This window comes from Nonomuraea sp. NPDC050680, from assembly GCF_040654555.1.
Taxonomy (GTDB): domain Bacteria; phylum Actinomycetota; class Actinomycetes; order Streptosporangiales; family Streptosporangiaceae; genus Nonomuraea.
The window spans coordinates 131,992-151,339 of sequence record NZ_JBFAIF010000009.1 but is presented as its reverse complement, the minus strand read 5'-3'; the positions used below and the strand labels follow the sequence as shown (position 1 = coordinate 151,339).

Annotated in this window: 17 protein-coding genes; 11 read left to right on the top strand and 6 right to left on the bottom strand. The window is 71.0% G+C overall.

The window, feature by feature from the left end; genetic code table 11:
- Positions 1-5: 5 nt before the first annotated feature.
- Positions 6-506 carry a helix-turn-helix domain-containing protein gene (locus AB0H88_RS28540; protein ID WP_357649626.1) on the bottom strand — a complete coding sequence of 167 codons (501 nt, stop codon included), beginning with the start codon at positions 504-506 and terminating at the stop codon, positions 6-8.
- A 33-nt stretch (positions 507-539) separates the two neighbouring features.
- Between AB0H88_RS28540 and AB0H88_RS28535 the strand changes: the two genes are divergently transcribed.
- Positions 540-1,052, top strand: coding sequence for a nuclear transport factor 2 family protein (locus AB0H88_RS28535; RefSeq protein WP_357649624.1), 513 nt, complete (start codon positions 540-542; stop codon positions 1,050-1,052).
- Positions 1,053-1,122: 70 nt separating this feature from the next.
- Positions 1,123-1,764 (top strand): hypothetical protein, encoded by a 642-nt coding sequence (locus tag AB0H88_RS28530; RefSeq protein WP_357649622.1) that lies wholly within the window; start codon positions 1,123-1,125, stop codon positions 1,762-1,764.
- 57 nt (positions 1,765-1,821) lie between these two features.
- Here AB0H88_RS28530 and AB0H88_RS28525 read toward each other — a convergent pair whose 3' ends face one another.
- On the bottom strand, positions 1,822-3,048 hold the full coding sequence (locus AB0H88_RS28525) for an ROK family transcriptional regulator (protein ID WP_357649620.1): 1,227 nt from the start codon (positions 3,046-3,048) through the stop codon (positions 1,822-1,824).
- 83 nt (positions 3,049-3,131) lie between these two features.
- Between AB0H88_RS28525 and xylB the strand changes: the two genes are divergently transcribed.
- The 3 genes from xylB to AB0H88_RS28510 all read left to right on the top strand — a co-directional run bounded on the left by xylB (position 3,132) and on the right by AB0H88_RS28510 (position 6,354).
- On the top strand, positions 3,132-4,538 hold the full coding sequence (xylB, locus tag AB0H88_RS28520; RefSeq protein WP_357649618.1) for a xylulokinase: 1,407 nt from the start codon (positions 3,132-3,134) through the stop codon (positions 4,536-4,538).
- On the top strand, positions 4,535-5,692 hold the full coding sequence (xylA, locus tag AB0H88_RS28515; protein WP_357649616.1) for a xylose isomerase: 1,158 nt from the start codon (positions 4,535-4,537) through the stop codon (positions 5,690-5,692). Before xylB ends, xylA begins: the two co-directional genes overlap by 4 nt.
- Before the next feature lie 317 nt (positions 5,693-6,009).
- Positions 6,010-6,354: an RNA polymerase-binding protein RbpA gene (locus tag AB0H88_RS28510; RefSeq protein ID WP_103962598.1), complete on the top strand. Its 345-nt coding sequence runs from the start codon at positions 6,010-6,012 to the stop codon at positions 6,352-6,354.
- Positions 6,355-6,477: 123 nt separating this feature from the next.
- Here AB0H88_RS28510 and AB0H88_RS28505 read toward each other — a convergent pair whose 3' ends face one another.
- The 4 genes from AB0H88_RS28505 to AB0H88_RS28490 form a co-directional block, all read right to left on the bottom strand.
- The gene (locus AB0H88_RS28505) at positions 6,478-6,987 is read right to left on the bottom strand and encodes an FxsA family protein (protein WP_357649613.1); all 510 of its coding nucleotides are present in this window, start codon (positions 6,985-6,987) and stop codon (positions 6,478-6,480) included.
- A 158-nt stretch (positions 6,988-7,145) separates the two neighbouring features.
- Positions 7,146-7,889 carry a polyprenol monophosphomannose synthase gene (locus AB0H88_RS28500; RefSeq protein ID WP_357649611.1) on the bottom strand — a complete coding sequence of 248 codons (744 nt, stop codon included), beginning with the start codon at positions 7,887-7,889 and terminating at the stop codon, positions 7,146-7,148.
- A gap of 6 nt (positions 7,890-7,895) precedes the next feature.
- Positions 7,896-9,545, bottom strand: coding sequence for an apolipoprotein N-acyltransferase (gene lnt / locus AB0H88_RS28495; protein WP_357649609.1), 1,650 nt, complete (start codon positions 9,543-9,545; stop codon positions 7,896-7,898).
- Between the two features lie 574 nt (positions 9,546-10,119).
- The gene (locus AB0H88_RS28490; RefSeq protein WP_357649607.1) at positions 10,120-12,351 is read right to left on the bottom strand and encodes an ATP-binding domain-containing protein; all 2,232 of its coding nucleotides are present in this window, start codon (positions 12,349-12,351) and stop codon (positions 10,120-10,122) included.
- A gap of 294 nt (positions 12,352-12,645) precedes the next feature.
- Between AB0H88_RS28490 and AB0H88_RS28485 the strand changes: the two genes are divergently transcribed.
- From AB0H88_RS28485 to AB0H88_RS28460, 6 genes are read left to right on the top strand one after another with little or no spacing between them, the layout of a single operon-like run.
- A complete protein-coding gene (locus AB0H88_RS28485) occupies positions 12,646-13,851 on the top strand; it encodes an ROK family transcriptional regulator (protein ID WP_225291232.1) in 1,206 nt (401 codons plus the stop codon).
- Positions 13,852-13,893: 42 nt separating this feature from the next.
- The gene (locus AB0H88_RS28480; RefSeq protein ID WP_357649605.1) at positions 13,894-15,231 is read left to right on the top strand and encodes an ABC transporter substrate-binding protein; all 1,338 of its coding nucleotides are present in this window, start codon (positions 13,894-13,896) and stop codon (positions 15,229-15,231) included.
- A gap of 1 nt (position 15,232) precedes the next feature.
- Positions 15,233-16,159, top strand: coding sequence for a sugar ABC transporter permease (locus AB0H88_RS28475; protein WP_357649603.1), 927 nt, complete (start codon positions 15,233-15,235; stop codon positions 16,157-16,159).
- Positions 16,156-17,046: a carbohydrate ABC transporter permease gene (locus AB0H88_RS28470; protein ID WP_357649601.1), complete on the top strand. Its 891-nt coding sequence runs from the start codon at positions 16,156-16,158 to the stop codon at positions 17,044-17,046. The genes AB0H88_RS28475 and AB0H88_RS28470 overlap by 4 nt, the downstream gene beginning before the upstream one ends.
- Entirely contained in the window at positions 17,043-18,317 is a 1,275-nt protein-coding gene (locus AB0H88_RS28465; RefSeq protein ID WP_357649600.1) for a 6-phospho-beta-glucosidase, read from the top strand. The genes AB0H88_RS28470 and AB0H88_RS28465 overlap by 4 nt, the downstream gene beginning before the upstream one ends.
- Positions 18,317-19,303 (top strand): BadF/BadG/BcrA/BcrD ATPase family protein, encoded by a 987-nt coding sequence (locus tag AB0H88_RS28460; RefSeq protein WP_357649598.1) that lies wholly within the window; start codon positions 18,317-18,319, stop codon positions 19,301-19,303. Before AB0H88_RS28465 ends, AB0H88_RS28460 begins: the two co-directional genes overlap by 1 nt.
- The last annotated feature ends 45 nt before the right edge of the window (positions 19,304-19,348 follow it).

Below are 19,348 nucleotides of genomic sequence, written 5' to 3'. Positions count from 1 at the left end.
CCGTCTTACGAGGCCGCCTCGTCGCCTCTGCCGGGAGCGGAGAGGACCATCGTGCCGGGCCCCTGAGCGGCGCCGGGGCCGCGTACGGCGCGCACCGTGTCCGCGTCGGCCCGGCCCCCGCAGTGCGGGCACGTCACGACCGGCGTGAACCGCTCGCCGCAGGAGTGCACCAGCAGCGCGGGCGGCCCGCCGGGCGGGGTCGCCCAGCGGTCCCCCCAGGCCATCAGCGTGAACAGCGCGGGCACGATGTCGCGGCCCGCCTCGGTCAGCGTGTACGTGAAGCGCACCGGTCGTTCCTGATAAGGCCGCCGCTCCACCACCCCGGACTCGACCAGGCGCTCCAGCCGTCGCGTCAGCAGGTTGCGCGAGATGCCCAGATCCTCCGCGAGGTCGTCGAACCGGCCCACCCCCAGGAACAGATCCCGCAGGATCAACGGCGTCCACGGCTCGCCGACCACGCCGACGGCCTGAGCGATGGAGCAGTGCATCTCCCCGAACCTGTTCACGACCCCAGCATAGTGGGTTGATAAAGTGAACTCATGACAGTTCACATTCAGGACTCACCTGCCCGCGCCTACCGCGAGGCCGGCGAGGCGAAGAACGTCGACGCGATCATGTCCACCCTGGCGCCGGACGTGGTCTTCCACTCCCCCCTCAGCGCCACGGCGACCTTCCACGGCCAGGAGCAGGTCCGCGAGCTGTTCACCGCGGCGCTGGGCGCCCTGTCCGGCCTGCGCTACCACACGGACGTAGGCGACGAGCGAACCCGCATGCTCGCCGCCACCGCCCGCCTGGGCCGCGAGGAGATCGAGGAGTCGGTCCTGCTGCGCCTCGACGACCAGGGCCTGATCAAGGAGATCACCATGTGGATCAGGCCGCTGCCAGGCCTGACCGCCATGATGGCCGCCCTCGGCCCCGCCTTGGCCAGAGCGACCGGCAAGCCGGGCCTGCCGCTGCTGGTCGGCGCGGCCACCAAGCCACTGGCCGCGATGACCCGCTTCGGCGACCGCACCCTGGTGCCCCTGCTCGCCAAGCGAGAGCACCGCTCTTGACATCAACGCTCCAAAGGGAGAGCATTGCTCACACAAGAGAGCAATGCCCTTCCCCCTTCTTGGAGTGACCGTGAACGCCCGACTGACCTCTGCGGCTTTCGCCGCCGGCGGTGTGCTGTTCCTCATCTACCCGGCCGTGCGGCCCTCCGGCGACGACGCGGCCGCCATGGCGTCGGGCGCGTGGGTGGCCGGACATCTGGCGGCCATGATCGGCTTCATCCTCACCGGGCTGGCCGTCCTGGGACTGCACCAGGCCCTGGGCGACCGGCTGTCGCTGCGAGCGGCGGCGGTGACGTGGGCCGGCGCGGGCCTCACCCTGCCCTACTACGGCGCCGAGGACTTCGGGCTGAACGTCATCGCCCGCCGGTCCCTGCGCGACCACGCCCCCGCGCTGATGGAGCTGACCGAGGAGTTCCGGTACGGGCCGGTGGCGATGACCATGTTCGCCGCCGGGCTCGCGCTGCTGGGCGTGGGGGCGGTCATGGCGGCGGTGGCCGTGTGGCGCTCCGGCGCACTGGCCAGGTGGAGCGGGGTGCCGTTCGCGGTGGGGTTCGCGCTGTTCATCCCGCAGTTCTTCGGGCCGTACTCGCTGCGGATCGCGCACGGCGCGCTGATCGCCGTCGGCGGCCTCTGGCTGGCCGTCGAGCTGTGGCGCGCACGATCCACGACGCCGAGCTCACCGACCCGCAGCTCCGCGGCCGCCCATCGGTGAAGCCGCCCATGAGTGCAGCCGCCCATCAGTAAAAAGGCGCGACATCCACGAAGGGCGCTAGGGGGACAGCAGCAGCGCCGGGTGGCCGATGACGCGTTCGATCACCACGCCGGCCGCGCCGAGCACCGCGGCGTTCCCCGCCAGCTCCGAGGCGACCACCGGCGGTACGGCGGTACGCAGCGAGCCGCTCCCCTCCCCCAGCGCGGCCTCGACCGCCGGGCGGATCCAGGAGGCCAGCGGCGAGAAGATGCCGCCGAGGACGATCGCACCGGGGTCGACCAGGTTGACGGCCGAGGCGAGGGTGGCGCCGAGTGCCCGGCCCGCTCCGTCGAGCGCGGCCAGCGCCCGCTGGTCCGAGTGTTCCAGCAGGTCGATGAGCTCCCTGATCGGGCCGTCCGGCTTGGCCGCGGTGGTGGCCGTGACGGCGGGCAGCCCGGCGGCGCGCAGGATGGCGTCCTGGCCGGCGATCTGCTCCAGGCAGCCGCGCCCGCCGCAGGTGCACGGCGCGCCGCCCGGCTCCACGACGAGGTGGCCGAGCTCGCCGGCGAACCCGTGCGTGCCGCGCAGCACCTGACCGTCCATGACGATGCCGGCGCCGATCCCGATCTCGCCCGAGACGTGGATGAAGCCGCCGTGCCGCGCGCCGTCGCCGAACCACAGCTCCGCCAGCGCGGCCAGATTGGCCTCGTTGTCGTGGGCGGCCGGGATCGGCAGGTCGGGCAGCGCGTCGCGGAGCAGGGCGCTGACCGGGACGTCGGTCCAGCCGAGGTTCGGGGCGCGGCGGACCAGGCCGTTCTCCCGGTCGAGGAGTCCGGGGAGGGCGACCGTCGCGCCCGCCACCGCCAGGCCCTGCCCGGCGGCCGCGGCGACGGCCTCGGCGGCCAGCCGTCCCAGCGAGGAGATGACCGACTCGGGCGCACGCCCCCGGTTGTCGAAGGTCACGAGCTGGTGGTAGCGGGTGCGCCGGCCCAGGTCCAGTACGCACGCGGCGAGGTAGTCGACGTTGATCTCCAGGCCGAGCGCGGCGGCGCCGTCGCCGTTGACCGAGACGGCGATCCCGGGCCGGCCGCGCTCGCCGCCCTGGACCAGCGCGCCGTCCTGAACCAGCCCGGCGCCTTCGAGCACCGCGAGCAGGTTGGAGACGGTGGTCTTGGTGAACCCGGTCTGCTCGGCCAGCCGGGCACGGGTGACCGGCTGGCAGCGTACGACCTGCTCCAGCACCACGGCGAGATTGCGTTCGCGCATGGTGGCGTGCCGGAGCGGCCCTTCCCTGGGTTTTGTCACAATCTAAGACTAATGGGTCTTCCTGGCGATTCGCCGGTCTGTTACGCTATTTAATCCATACAGTTGACTAATATGGAGACCTGGTGACAGAGGCACTGGTGGCCGGGGTCGACTCTTCGACTCAGTCGACGAAGATCGTGCTGTGCCGGGCCGGTGACGGCACAGTGGTCGACGAGTTCGCGGCCCCGCATCCCGACGGCACGGAGTGCCATCCCCGCCATTGGGAGAGCGCGCTCGACAAGGGGCGGCACCTGCTGGAGCGGGCCGCCGCCGTCGCGGTGGCGGCCCAGCAGCACGGTATGGTCGCGCTCGACGGCTCCGGCGAGGTGGTCCGGCCCGCCCTGCTGTGGAACGACACACGCTCGGCGCCGCAGGCCACCCGGCTGACCGCCGAGCTGGGCGGTCCTGCCCGGTGGGCCGAGCTGACCGGCAGCGTGCCCGTGGCCTCGTTCACGGTCACCAAGCTCCGCTGGATGGCCGAGCACGAGCCGGAGCTGGCCGCCCGCACCGCGGCCGTGCTGCTGCCCCACGACTGGCTGACCTGGCGGCTGGGCGAGCGCCGGGCCCTCACGACCGACCGGGGCGACGCCTCGGGCACCGGATACTGGTCCCCGGCGACGGGAGAGTACCTGCCCGAGTTCGTGTCGGCCGCGATCGGGCACGAGGTCGAGCTGCCCCGCGTGGCCGGGCCGAACGAGATCGTCGGGCACCTGCCGGGCGGCGCCGCCATCGGGCCCGGCACCGGCGACAACATGGGCGCGGCGCTCGGGCTCGGGCTGCGGCCCGGCGACGTCGCGGTGTCCATCGGGACCTCGGGCACGGTGTTCGCGGTGAGCGAGGTGCCCGCCGCCGACGCCTCGGGGATGGTCGCCGGGTTCGCGGACGCGACCGGGCGCTTCATGCCGCTGCTGGCCACGCTCAACGCGGCCAGGATCCTCTCCTCCGCGGCGTCGATGATCGGCTGCTCGCTGGCGGAGCTGTCGGAGCTCGCGCTGGCCGCCCCGCCGGGCGCCGGCGGCCTCACCTTGCTGCCCTACCTGGACGGCGAGCGCACCCCGAACCGGCCGGACGCCTCGGGCACGCTCACCGGCCTGACCACGCGCAACGCCACACGCGAGAACCTGGCGCGGGCGGCGGTCGAGGGGCTGCTGTCCTCCCTCGCCGACGCCATCGACCACCTGAGCGCGCAGGGCGTACGACCGCGCCGCGTGCTGCTGATCGGCGGCGGCGCGAAGTCCGAGGCGGTGCGCCGCATCGCCCCCCAGATCTTCGGCAAGCCCGTCGCCGTCCCCGAGCCCGCCGAATACGTGGCGCTCGGCGCGGCCCGCCAGGCCGCCTGGGCGCTGGCCGGCACGCCCGAGCCACCCGTCTGGACGGCCCAGCCGGTCCAGGAGTACGACGGGCCGCCCACTCCCCATGTCCGTGACCAGTACGCCGAGCTGCGCGACCGTACGGCCGGCTGGCAGCACCACCGAGAGGATCGATCATGAGCGAAGACCCGTACACGCCCACCCCCGAGGACCGTTTCTCCTTCGGCATCTGGACCGTCGGCTGGGAGGGCGTCGACGTGTTCGGACCGGCGACCAGGGCGCCCATGCCCGCCGACCGAGCCGTGCGCAAGCTCGCCGAGATCGGCGCGTACGGGGTGAACTTCCACGACAACGACGTGTTCGACTTCGACCGCCATGACCGGGACGAGCGGGTCGGCGCGTTCCGCAAGGCGCTGGAGGAGACCGGACTGGTGGTCACCACGGCGACCACCAACCTGTTCTCACACCCGATCTTCAAGGACGGGGGCTTCACCTCCAACGACCGCGACGTGCGCCGGTTCGCGCTGCGCAAGGTGATGGACAACATCGACCTGGCCGCTGAGCTGGGCGCGCAGGTGTATGTGTGCTGGGGAGGCAGGGAAGGCGCGGAGAGCGGCGCGGCCAAGGACGTCCAGGCCGCGCTCGACCGCTACAAGGAAGCCTTCGACGTGCTCGGCGCGTACGTGCTGGACCACAATTACGACCTCAAGTTCGCGATCGAGCCCAAGCCCAACGAGCCGAGGGGCGACATCCTGCTGCCCACCATCGGCCACGCGCTGGCGTTCATCAACGAGCTGGAGCACCCGGAACTGGTCGGGCTCAACCCCGAGGTGGGCCACGAGGAGATGGCCGGGCTCAACTACGCGCACGGCATCGCGCAGGCGCTGTGGCACGGCAAGCTGTTCCACATCGACCTGAACGGGCAGAACGGCCCGCGCTACGACCAGGACTTCCGCTTCGGCGCCGGCAACGCCCGGGGCGCCTTCTGGACCGTCGACGTCCTGGAGTCCAACGGCTTCTCCGGTCCCATCCACTTCGACTTCAAGCCGCCGCGTACCGAGGACGACGAGGGCGTGTGGGCGTCGGCGGCGGCGTGCATGCGCAACTACCTGATCCTGCGGGAGAAGGTGCGGGCCTTCCGCGCCGACCCCGAGGTCCGGGAAGCGCTGCTGGCGGCCCGGCTGGACGAGCTGGCCGTGCCGACCCTCGCCGACGGGGAGAGCTGGCGCGACGTGCGCTCCTTCACCCCCGACATCGACGCGCTCGCCGCCCGCGGCGCCGCGTTCGAGCACCTGGACCAGCTCGCCATCGAGCACTTGTACGGGGTGCGCTAGGCCCGTCGGCCGACCTTGTCCCCCCGCCGGCGGGCGCTTGCCTCCCGGCGGGGGCCTTCTCACTTCTGTCCCGGATTACCGGGAGCGAGCATAGGCCACCTTGCGGTCAGGCCGATTCGCGAACTGTCTCAAGAATGACCATGGCTCTCACGTGGCCCGGAGCTCCGAAACGCCGACGGAAGCCCGTTTGCGGGCAACTCCTCGGGGAGAGAGCGATTGGATCACCCCGCAGGGGGGAATCCCATCACGGTACCAAGCGTTACACACCGTGGGAGACAGACCCCTCACGATGGGGGCCCTGTAGGAGGCATTTAAACATGGGCGAGCGCGCGCTTCGTGGCACCCGGCTCGGGGCAACCAGCTACGAGAACGACCGTAACACGGATCTGGCCCCGCGCCAGGACGTGTCCTACACCTGTCCCAAGGGCCATCGCTTCGAGGTTCCGCTTGCCGCCGAGGCCGAGATTCCCGCGACCTGGGAGTGCCGCATGTGCGGCGCTACCGCGGTTCGGGTCGACGGCGAGCAGCCGGAGTCGAAGAAGACGAAGCCCCCGCGGACGCACTGGGACATGCTCCTGGAGCGACGGTCCATCGAGGACCTGGAAGAGGTGCTCAACGAGAGGCTGGCGGTCCTACGGGCCCAGCGTCGAAAGAGCGCCTGACACCTTCTCACGGTGAAAGCCCCCGGACATCTTGTCCGGGGGCTTCGCATTGCTCGCGGCCAGTAGGGGCCGGTAGGGCTCGCGCCGGTCAGCAAGCCACACCGGCCGTTGGACGGCTCGCGATCAGGACGGCTCGCGGTCTTCCCTGATCACTTCGCCGTGCACCACACCGGCACCGTGCCCGTTGCCTCGCCCGCTGAGGTGTCCGTCGACGGGCCCGCCGCCCGGCGTCGAGAAGAGGTGCGCGTACGGCGAGGCCGCCGCCATCCTCTTGACCCGGCGGTCGAAGAACCAGGACACCAGGCGCCGCATCGCCGGCCGGGTGACCGGCAGCACGCACAGGAAGCCGAGGACGTCGCTCAGGAACCCCGGCGTCAGCAGCAGCGCGCCGCCCACCAGGATCAGGCCGCCGTCGGCGAGCTCTTTGTCGGGCATCCGGCCGGACTGTAGCGCGTCCTGCAGCGCCCGCCACGCCCTGCGCCCCTCGCGGCGCACCAGCCACGCGCCCAGCAGGCTGTCGGCGATGAGCAGGGCCACGGTCGTCCAGCCGCCGATCACCGAGCCGACCTGGATCAGCAGCCAGATCTCCAGCACCGGGACGATCAGGAAGGCCAGGAAAAGCAGGAGCCGCATCGTCTTCCCCAATCCGCACCCGCGAGGTATCTCCGCGACGTATCTGAAGGCGTACCTAAAGGACCGTGCACACGACGTTTCCAAAGGACCGTGTACACAAGGACAACGCCTGGCGCGCCCGAACCGTTCCGCCGCTACCTGAGGGTGGCCACAGGTTCTCAGCCGCGCTTGCCGCGCAGCCGGGCGGGCAGGCCGGACAGTCCCCAGACGGCGATGCGCCAGAACGACTCGGCCATGACGCGGCTGCTCATCTTGCTCGTGCCGACGGTCCGCTCCACGAACGTGATCGGCACCTCGACCACCCGCAGGCCGTGCCTGGTCGTCCGCAGGGTGAGGTCGACCTGGAAGCAGTAGCCCTGCGACTCGACGTCGGCCAGCCCGATCTTCTCCAGCGTCGCGGCGCGATAGACGCGGAACCCGGCGGTCGCGTCGCGTACTGACATGCCGAGCATGAGCCGCGTGTAGATGTTGGCGCCCCTGGACAGGAGCTCGCGGGAGACGGGCCAGTTGACCACCTTGCCGCCGGGCACCCAGCGCGACCCGATCGACAGGTCGGCGCCGTCGGAGACCGCCTCCAGCAGCTTGTGCAGCTCCTCAGGCTGGTGCGAGCCGTCGGCGTCCATCTCCACCAGCACGTTGTAGCCCTCGTCCAGGCCCCAGCGGAACGCGGCGATGTAGGCGGCGCCCAGCCCCTCCTTGCCCGCCCGGTGCAGGACGTGGACGTGGTCGTCCTTGCCGGCCAGCTCGTCGGCGATGTCACCGGTGCCGTCGGGGCTGTTGTCGTCGACCACCAGCACGTGGACGTCCGGCAGGGCCTTTCGCACCCGCTCGGTGATCAGCGGCAGGTTGTCGCGCTCGTTGTAGGTCGGTATGACGATGAGTATCCGGCCAAGAGTCTCCATGATCAGTCATTCCTCACCGGTCGCCTTACGCCTGACACGCCACGCGGCGACCCCGGCGGCCGCCACTCCCATCAACGCCAGCGCCCACTCTGGCAACGCGCCGATCTGGGTCGCGACCGTCGCCTGGGTGCGCACGGGCACCTTCACCACGTTCATGTCCGCGACGAGCTCGCGGGTCTGCCAGGAGACCTTACCGTCAGGTGTGACGTAGGCCGAGATGCCGGTGGTGGCCGCCGTCACGACCGCCCTGTTGTGCTCGACGGCCCGCAGCTTCGACATGGCGAGCTGCTGCGGCGGCAGGTTGGACTCGGCGTAGGTGGCGTTGTTGGTCTGCACCACCAGCGGCGTGGCCCCGGTCTTGACGGTCCCGCGCACGGTGCCGTCGTAGGCCACCTCGTAGCAGTTGACCGCGCCGATCGTCACCGGGCCCATCTTCAGGTCGCCCGGCTTGGTGCCCGCCACCGACTGCCTGCCCACCAGACCGGCCCGCTCCCACAGGGCCAGCACGATCTCCTTGAAGGGTGTGTACTCGCCGAACGGCACCAGCTGCTGCTTGTCGTAGTAGGCGCCGGGCCCGGTCACCGGGTCCCAGACCAGGCTGCGGGTCGCCCGGTTCTCCTCGCCGATGGCCACGACCGCGCCGACCAGCGTGGGCACCCCGACGTCCTTGACGGAGTCGTCGATGATCTGGCGGGCGGTCGCGTCGCGGTAGGGGTCGATGTCGGTGGAGTTCTCGGGGAGGACCACGATGTCGGGCTTGGCGAGTTTCCCGTCCCGTACGGCCTGCGCCAGCTTCTTGGTCTCGTTGGCATGATTTTTCAGGACAACGGCGGGCTCGTCGCCCAGGATGTACATGCCGCGGCCCGGCACGTTGCCCTGCACGATACCGATGTTGATCGTGCGCCCCTCGTCGCCCGGCCTCGGCACGGCCAGGGTCAGCAGGGGCACGGCCAGAGCGAGCGCGAGCGGGACGAGCCGCCCTATGACGCCCCGGCCGACCGCGGGCCGCCACAGCAGCGTGCGGGCGAGCAGGGCCCCGCACAGCGCGACGGCGAACGACACGAGCGGCGCCCCGCCCAGCGCGGCGTACTCGGTGAACAGCGACTCGCCCTGGCTGAAGGCCAGCCGCGCCCAGGGGAAGCCGCCAATGGGGAACAGCCCGCGCGCCCACTCCATGGCCACCCAGAGCCCGCCGAACCACAGCGGCCACAGCCGCAGGCGGAACACCAGCGCGGCCAGGGCGGCCATCACGGCGTAGAACAGGCTCTCGACGCCGACCAGCATCACCCAGACGTCGTTACCGATCGTGCGTACCCAGGCCAAGGTGGGGAACAGGAACACGGCGGCGGCCAGGTAGCCGAGCCAGGCGGCGCGCCGGGGGCGCGTGCGGTAGAGGGCGGCGACGATCAGCGCGACGCCGAGCGGCGCGGCCGGCCACCAGTCGATGGGCGGAAAAGCGAGGAACAGCAGTCCCCCACCGGCCACGGCGGCGACCACCCGGGCCATCAGCAGCCGCCCGGACTCCTGCCCACTCCGCCCCACGGGAGCGGACGCACCGGAGGGAGGCTCGGGCGTGCTGGGTTCGGGCGTGGGCGAGTCAGGGGTGTGCGGGGTTCCGCCGCCCGTGGGCGGTGGGCCCGTCTTGTCCTGCACCACGCGGGATTCTCCTCGCCGTTCGCACGCCTGCTTGCGAAAACGCTACCGCCCCCGGACGGCGATTCGGCCCTCGCGGCACCCGGTGATCCGCAAATAGGGGTCCCAGGCGCTGGACGTCCCAGGATAGGGGTGGGCCCGATCGGGCGAGGAGCGGCGGCGAAAGGAGCGGCAGGGTGATCCCGTGACCTGACGGGACCACCCGGCGCTGATGGCGATCCTGCGCACGAGAGGGAAGAGGGCCCGGAAACCCTTCGGACCGGACCCGTCTCGTCGGCGGCGAGCGCGGAATTCCGTTGTCTACTGGGCTCCCGGGCCCGTCCCGGGTCCAACCCCCCGCCCGGTTGGGGTGCCCCGACTCGACGGACCGACGGCCCTGCACCTGGCTGTGTGGACGGAGTCACGCTCCGTCACGGACGCAGGATCCGACGATGTCAGAGACGGCCAACCGGCCAAGTCCCGTGCTGGACTGCGCAGCAAACTACCGACTCCACCTCAGATGTCAACCGTGTCCCGATCAGCAGAAACATCAAGTTTCCGCAGGTAGGACATGCTTGCGTTGTCGCATTAAAGCGATCTAATGCCCATTTTTCGGCCCGGACGCGCGGCTTGGCAAGCCGCCCAGCGCCCCCGACAGGAGGGCTGACAGCGGCCGCTCGTGGACGACGCCGAGCCGCTGGGTGGCCCGGGTAAGAGCGACATATAGGTCACTCAGGCCGCGCGGCGACTGCGAGGCTATCAGGTCCGGCTCGGCCACGATGACCGAATCGAACTCCAGCCCCTTCGCATCGGTCACCCCGAGCACGGCCACGGGGGCGTCGAGCGCCGCGGTGCCCCGGGTGGCGCGGGCGGAGACCACGGCGGCCCCCTCCACCGTGTCGGAGATCACCTTGCCGAGCTCGCCGAGCAGCGCGTCCGGGACGACCACGGCGACCTTGCCGCCCTCCCCGACCTCGGCCTTGACCAGCTCGGGCAGCGCGGACAGCGGCGCAGACCAGGGCTCGGCACCGGTGTCGCGGACCGAGGCGGGCGCCTCGAGCGCCGGGTCGATGGTGGCCAGCACCCGGGCGGCGACCTCCATGAGCTCCACCGGCGTGCGGTAGTTGACGGTGAGCCGCTCCTGGCGCCAGCGCCCCGCCACATACGGGTCGAGCACCTGGTTCCACGAGCGGGCCCCGGCCATCGAGCCGGTCTGCGCGATGTCGCCGACGATCGTCATCGACCGGGTGGGCACCCGCCGCATGATCACCCGCCAGGCCATGGACGACAGCTCCTGCGCCTCGTCCACGATCACGTGACCGTAGGCCCAGGCACGGTCGGCGGCGGCCCGCTCGGCGGTGGTGAGGTAGGGACCCTCGCCGCGCTGGCGTTCGGCCAGGCGCTCAGCGTCCATGACGTCGGACAGGCCCGTCAGTTCGAGCACCTCGCGGGCGTAGGCGAGCTCGGCCTCGCGCTCGTGCTCGGCCGCCTGCCGGGCCGCGGCGAGCTCCTCCTCGGCCTGCAGGGCGCTGGCGCGCAGCACCTGCTCGTCGATCTCGCCGAGCAGCTCGGCCGCCTCGTCGAGCAGCGGCACGTCGGACTCGGTCCACTCCCCTCCCTCACGCCGCAGCAGCGCGCGCTCCTGCGGTGTCAGGGCCGAGGCGGCGTAGTCGAGCCGCTCCGGCGAGCCGTACAGGCCGAGGAGCAGCCGTTGCGGGGTGAGGTACGGCCACAGCCTGTTCAGGGCGGTCTTGACCGGCTGCTCGGTGCGCAGTTCCTCACGCAGGTCGGCCAGCTCGTCGTCGTCGATGAGGCCCTTGCCGAGCTTCTTGGCCGCCTGCCTGGCCAGGGCGTTGAGCAGGGACCTGACGAACACCGCGCGCGCCTGGTTGTGCGCGCGGCGCGAGCGGGTGGCCTTGTTCTTGGCCGATTCGAGCATGTTGCGGTCGATGGTGAGGGTGTAGCGGCCCAGGTTCAGCTCGACGGGCTTGCGGGGCACCCGCTGCCGGTCGCGTACGGCCCGCTCGATCACCTCGGCCATGCGGAGGTCGCCCTTGACCGCGGCCACCTCCGGCCGGTCCCTGGCGGTGGCCGTCAGGCCGGGGTAGAGCTCGCCGACCGTCGACAGCAGCACGTCGGTCTCGCCCAGCGAGGGCAGCACCTGCTCGATGTAGCGCAGGAAGGTGAGGTTGGGGCCGAGGATCAGCACTCCGCGGCGTTCGAGGCGCTCCCTGTGGGTGTAGAGGAGGTACGCGGCGCGGTGCAGGGCCACGACGGTCTTACCGGTGCCAGGACCGCCCTGGACGACCAGCACGCCGTTGAGGTCGGCGCGGATGACGCGGTCCTGCTCGGACTGGATGGTGGCGACGATGTCGCGCATCCGACCGGTGCGCCGCTCGTCGAGGGCGGCCAGCAGCGCGGCCTCGCCATTGAGCGTGGCGCGGTCCTCGTCGGTCAGCGTGTCGAAGTCGAGCAGGTCGTCGTCGACGCCGATGACCACGCGGCCCTTGGTCTGCAGGTGCCGCCTCCTGGTGAGGCCCATGGGCGCGGCCGGGGTGGCGCGGTAGAACGGCTGGGCCACGGGCGCTCGCCAGTCGATGAGCAGCCGCTCCTGCTCGTCGTCGGTGATGCCGAGCTTGCCGATGTAGAGCCTGCCCTCGTCGACGTGATCGAGCCGGCCGAACACCAGCCCGCGCTCCACCGCCCAGAGCCGGGCCAGCCTGGAGGCGTACATGCCGGCGAACGTGTCACGCTCCGACCTGTTCTGCAGCGTACCGACGGCGCCGGTGCCGAGCACCTCCTTCAGCTGGCTCTGGGTGCGTTCACGCAACGCGTCGAGGCGGGCATAGAGGCGGGCGACGTACTCCTGCTCCCTTGCGAGCTCTGTTTGACGAGTTGCCGCCTGACCATTATTGTTGTTAATGGGACACTCCGGGCCATTCTGCTTGTTGTTACAACAAACGACGACATTAGCATGCCTGTTGAGGCACTCCCATCTTCCCGCGCCACACCCCGGCCCGCATCCGGTCACGGCTTGGTTTCACCCCTTGACCGAAACCCTCCGGGCCTCTTAGGTTCGCATCAAGTTAGGAAAGTTTCCTAACTTCAGGTCAAGGGGTGGAAGTTGAGCGGTCCGGTACCAGGGACTCCCAGTCTGCTACGCGCCATCAATGATCGCGCGGCATTGCAGGCCCTCCTGGAGCGCGGCCCGCTGACCCGCCCCGAGATCGGCACCCTGACCGGCCTGTCGAAGCCGACGGCCTCGCAGTTGCTGTCCCGTCTGCAGGAGGCGGGGCTGGTGGTGCTCGACGGCATCAGGGAGGGGCTGCCCGGCCGTACCGCGGAGGTCTACCGGATCAACCCGGCGGCGGCCTACGTGGGCGCGCTGGACGTCACCCCCGCCCGGATCGAGGCCAGGGTCGCCGACATCACCGGCACGACCGTGGGCTCGTACACGCTGCCCACCCCGCGCCGGCCGGGCGGCGAGCTGGTCGCCAGGCTGCGCGCGGCGCTCGACGGCGCGGGCTCGCCCGGCCCGCTGCGCCGGGTGGTGATCGGCGTGCAGGCGGCGATCGACCCGTCCACCGGCCGGCTCGGCTACGCCACCGCCAAGGACATGCCGGGCTGGCAGATCGGCGACCTGGTGCCGACGCTCGCCGAGGGACTCGGCGTGCCGGTGTCGGTGGAGAACAACGTCAACCTGGTCGCACTGGCCGAAATGGCGCACGGGGCCGCCCGCGGCGACTCCGACTTCGTGCTGCTGTGGGCCGACGAGGGCATCGGCTCGGCCATCGTGCTGGGCGGGCGGATGCACCGGGGCGCCACCGGCGGCGCGGGCGAGGTCGGCTACATGCCGACCCCGGGCGCGCCGACGGCCCGCGAGGCGGGCCGCTACGCCAACCACGGCTACCAGGCGCTCACCGGCGGCCCCGCCGTGCTGAAGCTGCTGCGCTCGTACGGCGTGCGCGGCACGGACTTCCGCCAGGCCATCGCGAACGCGGTGCGCGCGGCGGACGACCACCAGACGGGCCAGAAGGCCGACGACGCCAGGGCTGGGCTGCGCGACATCGCCGCCCGGCTGGCGGTGGGCCTGGCCGCCATCACCTCCGTCATCGATCCCGGGCTCATCGTGCTGACCGGCGGCGTGGTGCTGTCGGGCGGCGAACCCCTGCGCGAGCTGGTCGAGCACGAACTGCACGCGCTGACCATCCCGCGGCCCCGGCTGCGCCTGTCGTCCGTCGAAGGCAACCCCGTCCTCGCCGGCGCGCTCGACCTCGCCCTCGACCTCGTCCGCGACGAGGTCTTCGGCTCCACGGTCCCGACTCCCTGAGCTCCACAACCACATGAGTAACGTCATGAGGAGGCACCCCCCGTGCGCTTCGTCCCCTTGGCGGCCGCAGGGCTCGCCGTCCTGACTCTGGCCGCGTGTACCGCGGGCAAAGAGGGCGGTCCCGCTCTCGGCTCCCAGTCCAAGCCCAGCGGCACCGCGCCGACCGCGCTGCCGGCCGCCTCCATCGAGCTGTGGCACGGGTTCTCGGCGGACTCGGAGGTGAAGGCGTTCACCGACGCCATCGCCGGGTTCAACAAGAAGTACCCGCAGATCAAGGTCAAGCTGGTCAAGGGCGTACAGGACGAGCAGATCACCCAGGCCGTACGCGGTGGCCGCCCGCCGGACGTGGCCTCGTCCTTCACCACCGACTCGGTGGCGACCTGGTGCAAGAGCGGCGTGTTCCAGGATCTCAACCCGGTGATCAAGCAGGACGGCGTCGACCTGTCGGGCCTGCCGCCGGTCGTGAACGACTACACCCAGTACGAGGGCAAGCGGTGCGTGATGCCGTTGCTGACCGACGCGTACGGCCTCTACTACAACAAGGCCCTGATGAAGGGCAACCAGCCGCCCAAGACCCTGTCGGAGCTGACCAAGCTGGCCAAGGAGCTCACGGTCCGCAACCCCGACGGCACCATCAAGGTCGCCGGGTTCATCCCGAGCGGCCAGTACTACGAGAACACCGCGGGTCACTGGGGCGCCATGGTCGGCGCCAAGTGGACCAACCCCGACGGCACCTCGGCGATCGGCTCCGACCCCGCCTGGAAGACCCTGCTGAACTGGCAGAAGGAGCTCGTCGACTGGTACGGCTACGCCAACCTGGACAAGTTCCGCAAGAGCCTGGGTGACGAGTTCTCCGGTAAGCACCCCTTCTACCAGGGCAAGGTCGCCATGGGCATCGACGGCGAGTGGCGGGTGGCCATGATCGCCAACGAGGCGCCGAAGCTCGACTACGGCACCGCCCCCATGCCGGTCGACGACGCCAAGCCCGACCTGTACGGCAGCGGCTTCACCGCGGGCACCGTGATCGGCGTGCCGAAGGGCGCCAAGAACCCCGAAGCCGCCTGGGCGCTGGTGAAGTACCTGACCACTGACACCGGCGCGCTGGTCACGCTGGCCAACGCGATCCGCAACGTGCCGACGACCAAGGCCGCGCTGGACTCGCCCGAGCTGAAGAAGGACGAGCACTTCCAGACCTTCCTCGACATCTTCGCCAACCCGAAGTCGAGCACGATCCCGGCGCACGTCAACAGCGTATTCAACCAGGAGGCGCTGCAGGGGTTCTTCACCTCGTGGGAGAAGGGCTCGGTCAAGGACCTGGACGCGGGGCTGAAGGGCGTGGACAAGACCATCGACGCCAAGTTCAAGCTGTCGGGCGGCTGAGGTGGCGGCCGTACCGCTCAGGCGCCGGGAGGGGTTCCGTGCCCTGCTGTGGCTGTCGCCGTGGCTGGTGGGGTTCGGGGTGTTCTTCGCCTATCCGCTGCTGGCGACCGTCTACTTCTCCTTCTTCAACTACGACCTGTTCTCGCTGAAGTTCAACGGCCTGGACAACTACCGCTACTTCCTGCAGGACGAGCGGGCCTGGATCTCGATCGGGAACACGGCCTGGCTGGTGGTCGTCATGGTGCCCGCCCAGGTGCTGTTCGCCCTGGGCGTGGCGCAGTTGGTCACCAAGCTGAAGGCGGGCGTGGGGTTCTTCCGCACGGTGTTCTACCTGCCGTCGCTGGTGCCGGTGACGGCGGGGACGGTGGCGTTCGTCTTCCTGCTGAACCCGGCCACCGGGCCGGTCAACCGGATCCTCGCGCTGGTGGGGATCTCCGGGCCCGACTGGTTCGGCGACAAGGACTGGTCGAAGCCGGGGCTGACGCTGCTGGCCATGTGGGGCGTCGGCAACGTCATGGTGATCTTCCTGGCGGCGCTGCTGGACGTGCCCAGGCATCTGTACGAGGCGGCGGCCATCGACGGGGCCGGGGCGTGGCGGCAGTTCCGCAGCATCACGCTGCCGACGATCCGTCCCGTGCTGATGTTCTCGGCGGTGACCGGGGTCATCTACACGCTGCAGTACTTCACCCAGGCGATGATCGCCTCCCGGGTCGCGGCCGGCGTGACCGACGCGCCGGGCACCTCGTTCGTGCCCGGTTATCCGGAGATGTCGACGTTGACGCTGCCGCAGTGGCTGTTCCAGACGGGCTTCCGCGACTACGCGATGGGCTACGCCTGTGTGCTGGCGCTGGTGCTGTTCGCGGCGTCGATGGTGTTCACGCTGATCCTGCTGCGCCAGTTCCGCGGGTTCGAGGAGGTGGCCGAATGACCGCCACGCTGGCGGCGCCCCCCACGCGGGCCGCCGGGCGGCGCGCCCGGGAGCGGCGTGGCCGTACCAGGAGGGTGCTGTACTGGATCGCCACGCACGCGGTCGCCGTCGCGCTGGGGATCGCGTTCGTCGGGCCGCTGGTCTTCGTCCTGCTGACGGCGGTGATGAGCGACAACCAGACGCTGACCGACGAGCTGTGGCCGCACAGCTGGAACTGGGGCAACTTCGGCGAGGTGTTCGCCAGGGCGCCGATCCTGCTGTGGCTGCGCAACACGATGATCTACGCGGTAACCGGCACGCTGTTCACGCTGGTGTCGTCGATCCCGGTGGCCTACGCGCTGGCCCGCTTCCGCTTTCCCGGGCGCAGGCTGGCGTTCCTGCTGGTCATCACCATGATGATGCTGCCGCCCCAGGTGGTCGCGGTGCCGATCTACCTGATCTGGGCGCGGCTGGACCTGACCGGGACGCTGCTGCCGCTGATCCTGCCCATGCTGCTCGGCGACGCGTTCTCGATCTTCCTGCTGCGGCAGTTCCTGCTCTCGATCCCGCGCGAGTACACCGACGCGGCGCGGGTGGACGGCTGCACCGACTTCAGGACGCTCATCCGGGTGATCCTGCCGATGGCCAGGCCGGGCATCGCGGCGGTGGCGCTGTTCCAGTTCTTCTATTGCTGGAACGATTACTACGGGCCGCTGCTGTACGCCGCCACCAACCTCGACAGCTGGACCCTGTCGGTGGGGCTGGCCTCGTTCAAGGCACTGCACAGCGTGCAGTGGAACCTGACCATGGCGGCGACGCTGCTCGTCATGGCTCCGGTGATCATCGTGTTCTTCTTCGCCCAGAAGGTCTTCATCGAGGGCGTGACATTGACAGGAGTGAAGGGTTGAAACTGGCCGTGGTGGGGGGCGGCTCGACGTACACGCCCGAGCTGATCGACGGGTTCGCGCGGCTCCGCGACGAGCTGCCGGTCTCGGAAATCGCACTCATAGATCCCGATTTATCGCGACTTGAGGTTGTTTCTGGGATGGCGCGCCGCATGCTGGCACATGCCGGGCATCCGGCCCGGGTGCTGGCCACCTCCTCCGTCGAGGAGGGGGTCTCGGGGGCGCAGGTCGTACTGTTCCAGCTGCGCGTGGGCGGGCAGGCTGCGCGCGACGTGGACGAGACGCTGCCGCTGCGCTGCGGCTGCGTGGGGCAGGAGACGACCGGCGCGGGCGGCCTGGCCAAGGCGCTGCGCACGGTGCCGGTCGTGCTGGAGATCGCCGAGAAGGTGCGTACGCACGCGCCGGAGGCGTGGATCGTCGACTTCACCAACCCGGTCGGCATCGTCACCCGCGCCCTCCTGGACGCCGGGCACCGGGCGATCGGGCTGTGCAACGTGGCGATCGGCTTCCAGCGCCACGTCGCCGCCCTGCTGGGGGTGCCGCCGGCGCGGATCTCGCTCGGCCACGTGGGGCTCAACCACCTGACCTGGGAACGGGCCGTGTACCTGGACGGCGAGGACGTGCTGCCGTCGTTGCTCGCCGAGCACGCGGAATCGCTGGCCGACGACCTGGCCCTGCGGCCCGGCCTGCTCCGCCGGCTCGGCGTGGTGCCGTCGTACTATCTACGCTATTTCTACGATCACGACGCGGTCGTGGAGGAACAGCGGGCCAAGCCGTCGCGCGCGGCCGAGGTGGCGGCGATGGAGACGAAGCTGCTGGAGATGTACGCCGACCCGTCGGTCGTCGAGAAGCCGGCGCTGCTGGGCGAGCGCGGCGGCGCCTACTACTCCGAGGCGGCGGTCGCGCTGATCGCCTCGCTGCTCGGCGACCGCCCCGGCACCCATGTGGTGAACCTCCGCAACCACGGCACACTGCCCTTCCTGGCCGACGACACGGTGATCGAGGTGTCCGCGCACGTCACCGCCGCCGGGGCCGCGCCGCTGCCGGTGGCGCCGGTCGAGCCGCTGTTCGCGGGGCTGATCGCGCACGTGTCCGCCTATGAGACGCTCGCCCTGGAGGCGGCCCGGCACGGCGGCGCGGACCGGGTACGCGACGCCCTGCTGGCCCATCCCCTGATCGGGCAGGACGCGACCGCCGAGGAGCTGACCGGCCTGCTGCTGGACGCCAACCACGCGTACCTGCCGTGGACGACTCGCCGTGGCCAGGTGAGGTAGTGGAGCACCGCAGGCTCGTCCTCGCGGTCGACGGCGGCAACAGCAAGACCGACGTGGCGCTGGTCACGGAGGACGGCGATGTGCTGGCCACCGGCCGCGCGGGCCCGTTCGCGCCGCAGAGCGACGGCGTTCCGGCCGCGCTGGACGCGGTGGAGGAGGCGGTACGGCAGGCGCTCGCGCAGCTGCCGCGGGACGGCGCCCCCAGCCGGTTCGATCATGTGGCGGCCTACCTGGCGGGGGCCGATCTGCCGGTCGAGGAGGAGGCTCTGGCCCGTGAGTTCGCCCGCCGGGGCTTCGGCCCGGACATCTCCGTCCGCAATGACACCTTCGCCCTGCTCCGGGCGGGCGCCTCGAACTCCTGGGGCGTGGCCGTGGTGTGCGGCGCGGGCATCAACGCGGTCGGCGTCTCCCCCACCGGCGAGGTGGCGCGCTTCCCCGCGCTCGGGCGCCTCAGCGGCGACTGGGGCGGCGGCCAGGGCGTCGCGGAGGAGGCGCTGTGGCACGCCGCCCGCGCCGAGGACGGCCGCGGACCGGCGACCGCGCTGGCGGAGCTGTGCACGCGGCACTTCGGCGTGCGCACGGTCGAGGAGCTGATCCTGGAGTTCCACTTCGGCCGCCTGGACGAGGACCGCCTGCACGAGCTCACGCCGGGCGTCTTCGCCATGGCCGCGGCGGGCGACCCGATCGCCAGATCGCTGGTGGAACGCCAGGCGGAGGAGATCACCGTGCTGGCCGAGGTCTGCCTGCGCCGCCTGGACCTGCTGGAGACGCCCACGGAGGTGGTGCTGGGCGGCGGCATCCTGCGGGCCCGCGACCCGCTCCTCACGGCCCTCCTGGACCTCTCCTTCGCCGCCAGGGCGCCGCGGGCCAAGCTGGTGGTCGCCGACGTCCCGCCGATCGTCGGGGCCGCTCTCGACGGCCTGGAGCACCTGGGCGCGACGGACCTGGCCAAGACCCGCCTGCGCGCCCGCTACGAACAGACCTGACCGGCCTTGGCGGTGGGCGCCTTGGGGGCGGGCCTTCGGAGCGGG

What these genes read in the sequence shown, in the direction of transcription:
- AB0H88_RS28535 (WP_357649624.1), top strand. Translation starts at nt 540, where the DNA reads ATGACAGTTCACATTCAGGACTCACCTGCCCGCGCCTACCGCGAGGCC.
- xylA (WP_357649616.1), top strand. Translation starts at nt 4,535, where the DNA reads ATGAGCGAAGACCCGTACACGCCCACCCCCGAGGACCGTTTCTCCTTC.
- AB0H88_RS28510 (WP_103962598.1), top strand. Translation starts at nt 6,010, where the DNA reads ATGGGCGAGCGCGCGCTTCGTGGCACCCGGCTCGGGGCAACCAGCTAC.
- AB0H88_RS28505 (WP_357649613.1), bottom strand. Translation starts at nt 6,987, where the DNA reads ATGCGGCTCCTGCTTTTCCTGGCCTTCCTGATCGTCCCGGTGCTGGAG.
- AB0H88_RS28500 (WP_357649611.1), bottom strand. Translation starts at nt 7,889, where the DNA reads ATGGAGACTCTTGGCCGGATACTCATCGTCATACCGACCTACAACGAG.
- AB0H88_RS28470 (WP_357649601.1), top strand. Translation starts at nt 16,156, where the DNA reads ATGACCGCCACGCTGGCGGCGCCCCCCACGCGGGCCGCCGGGCGGCGC.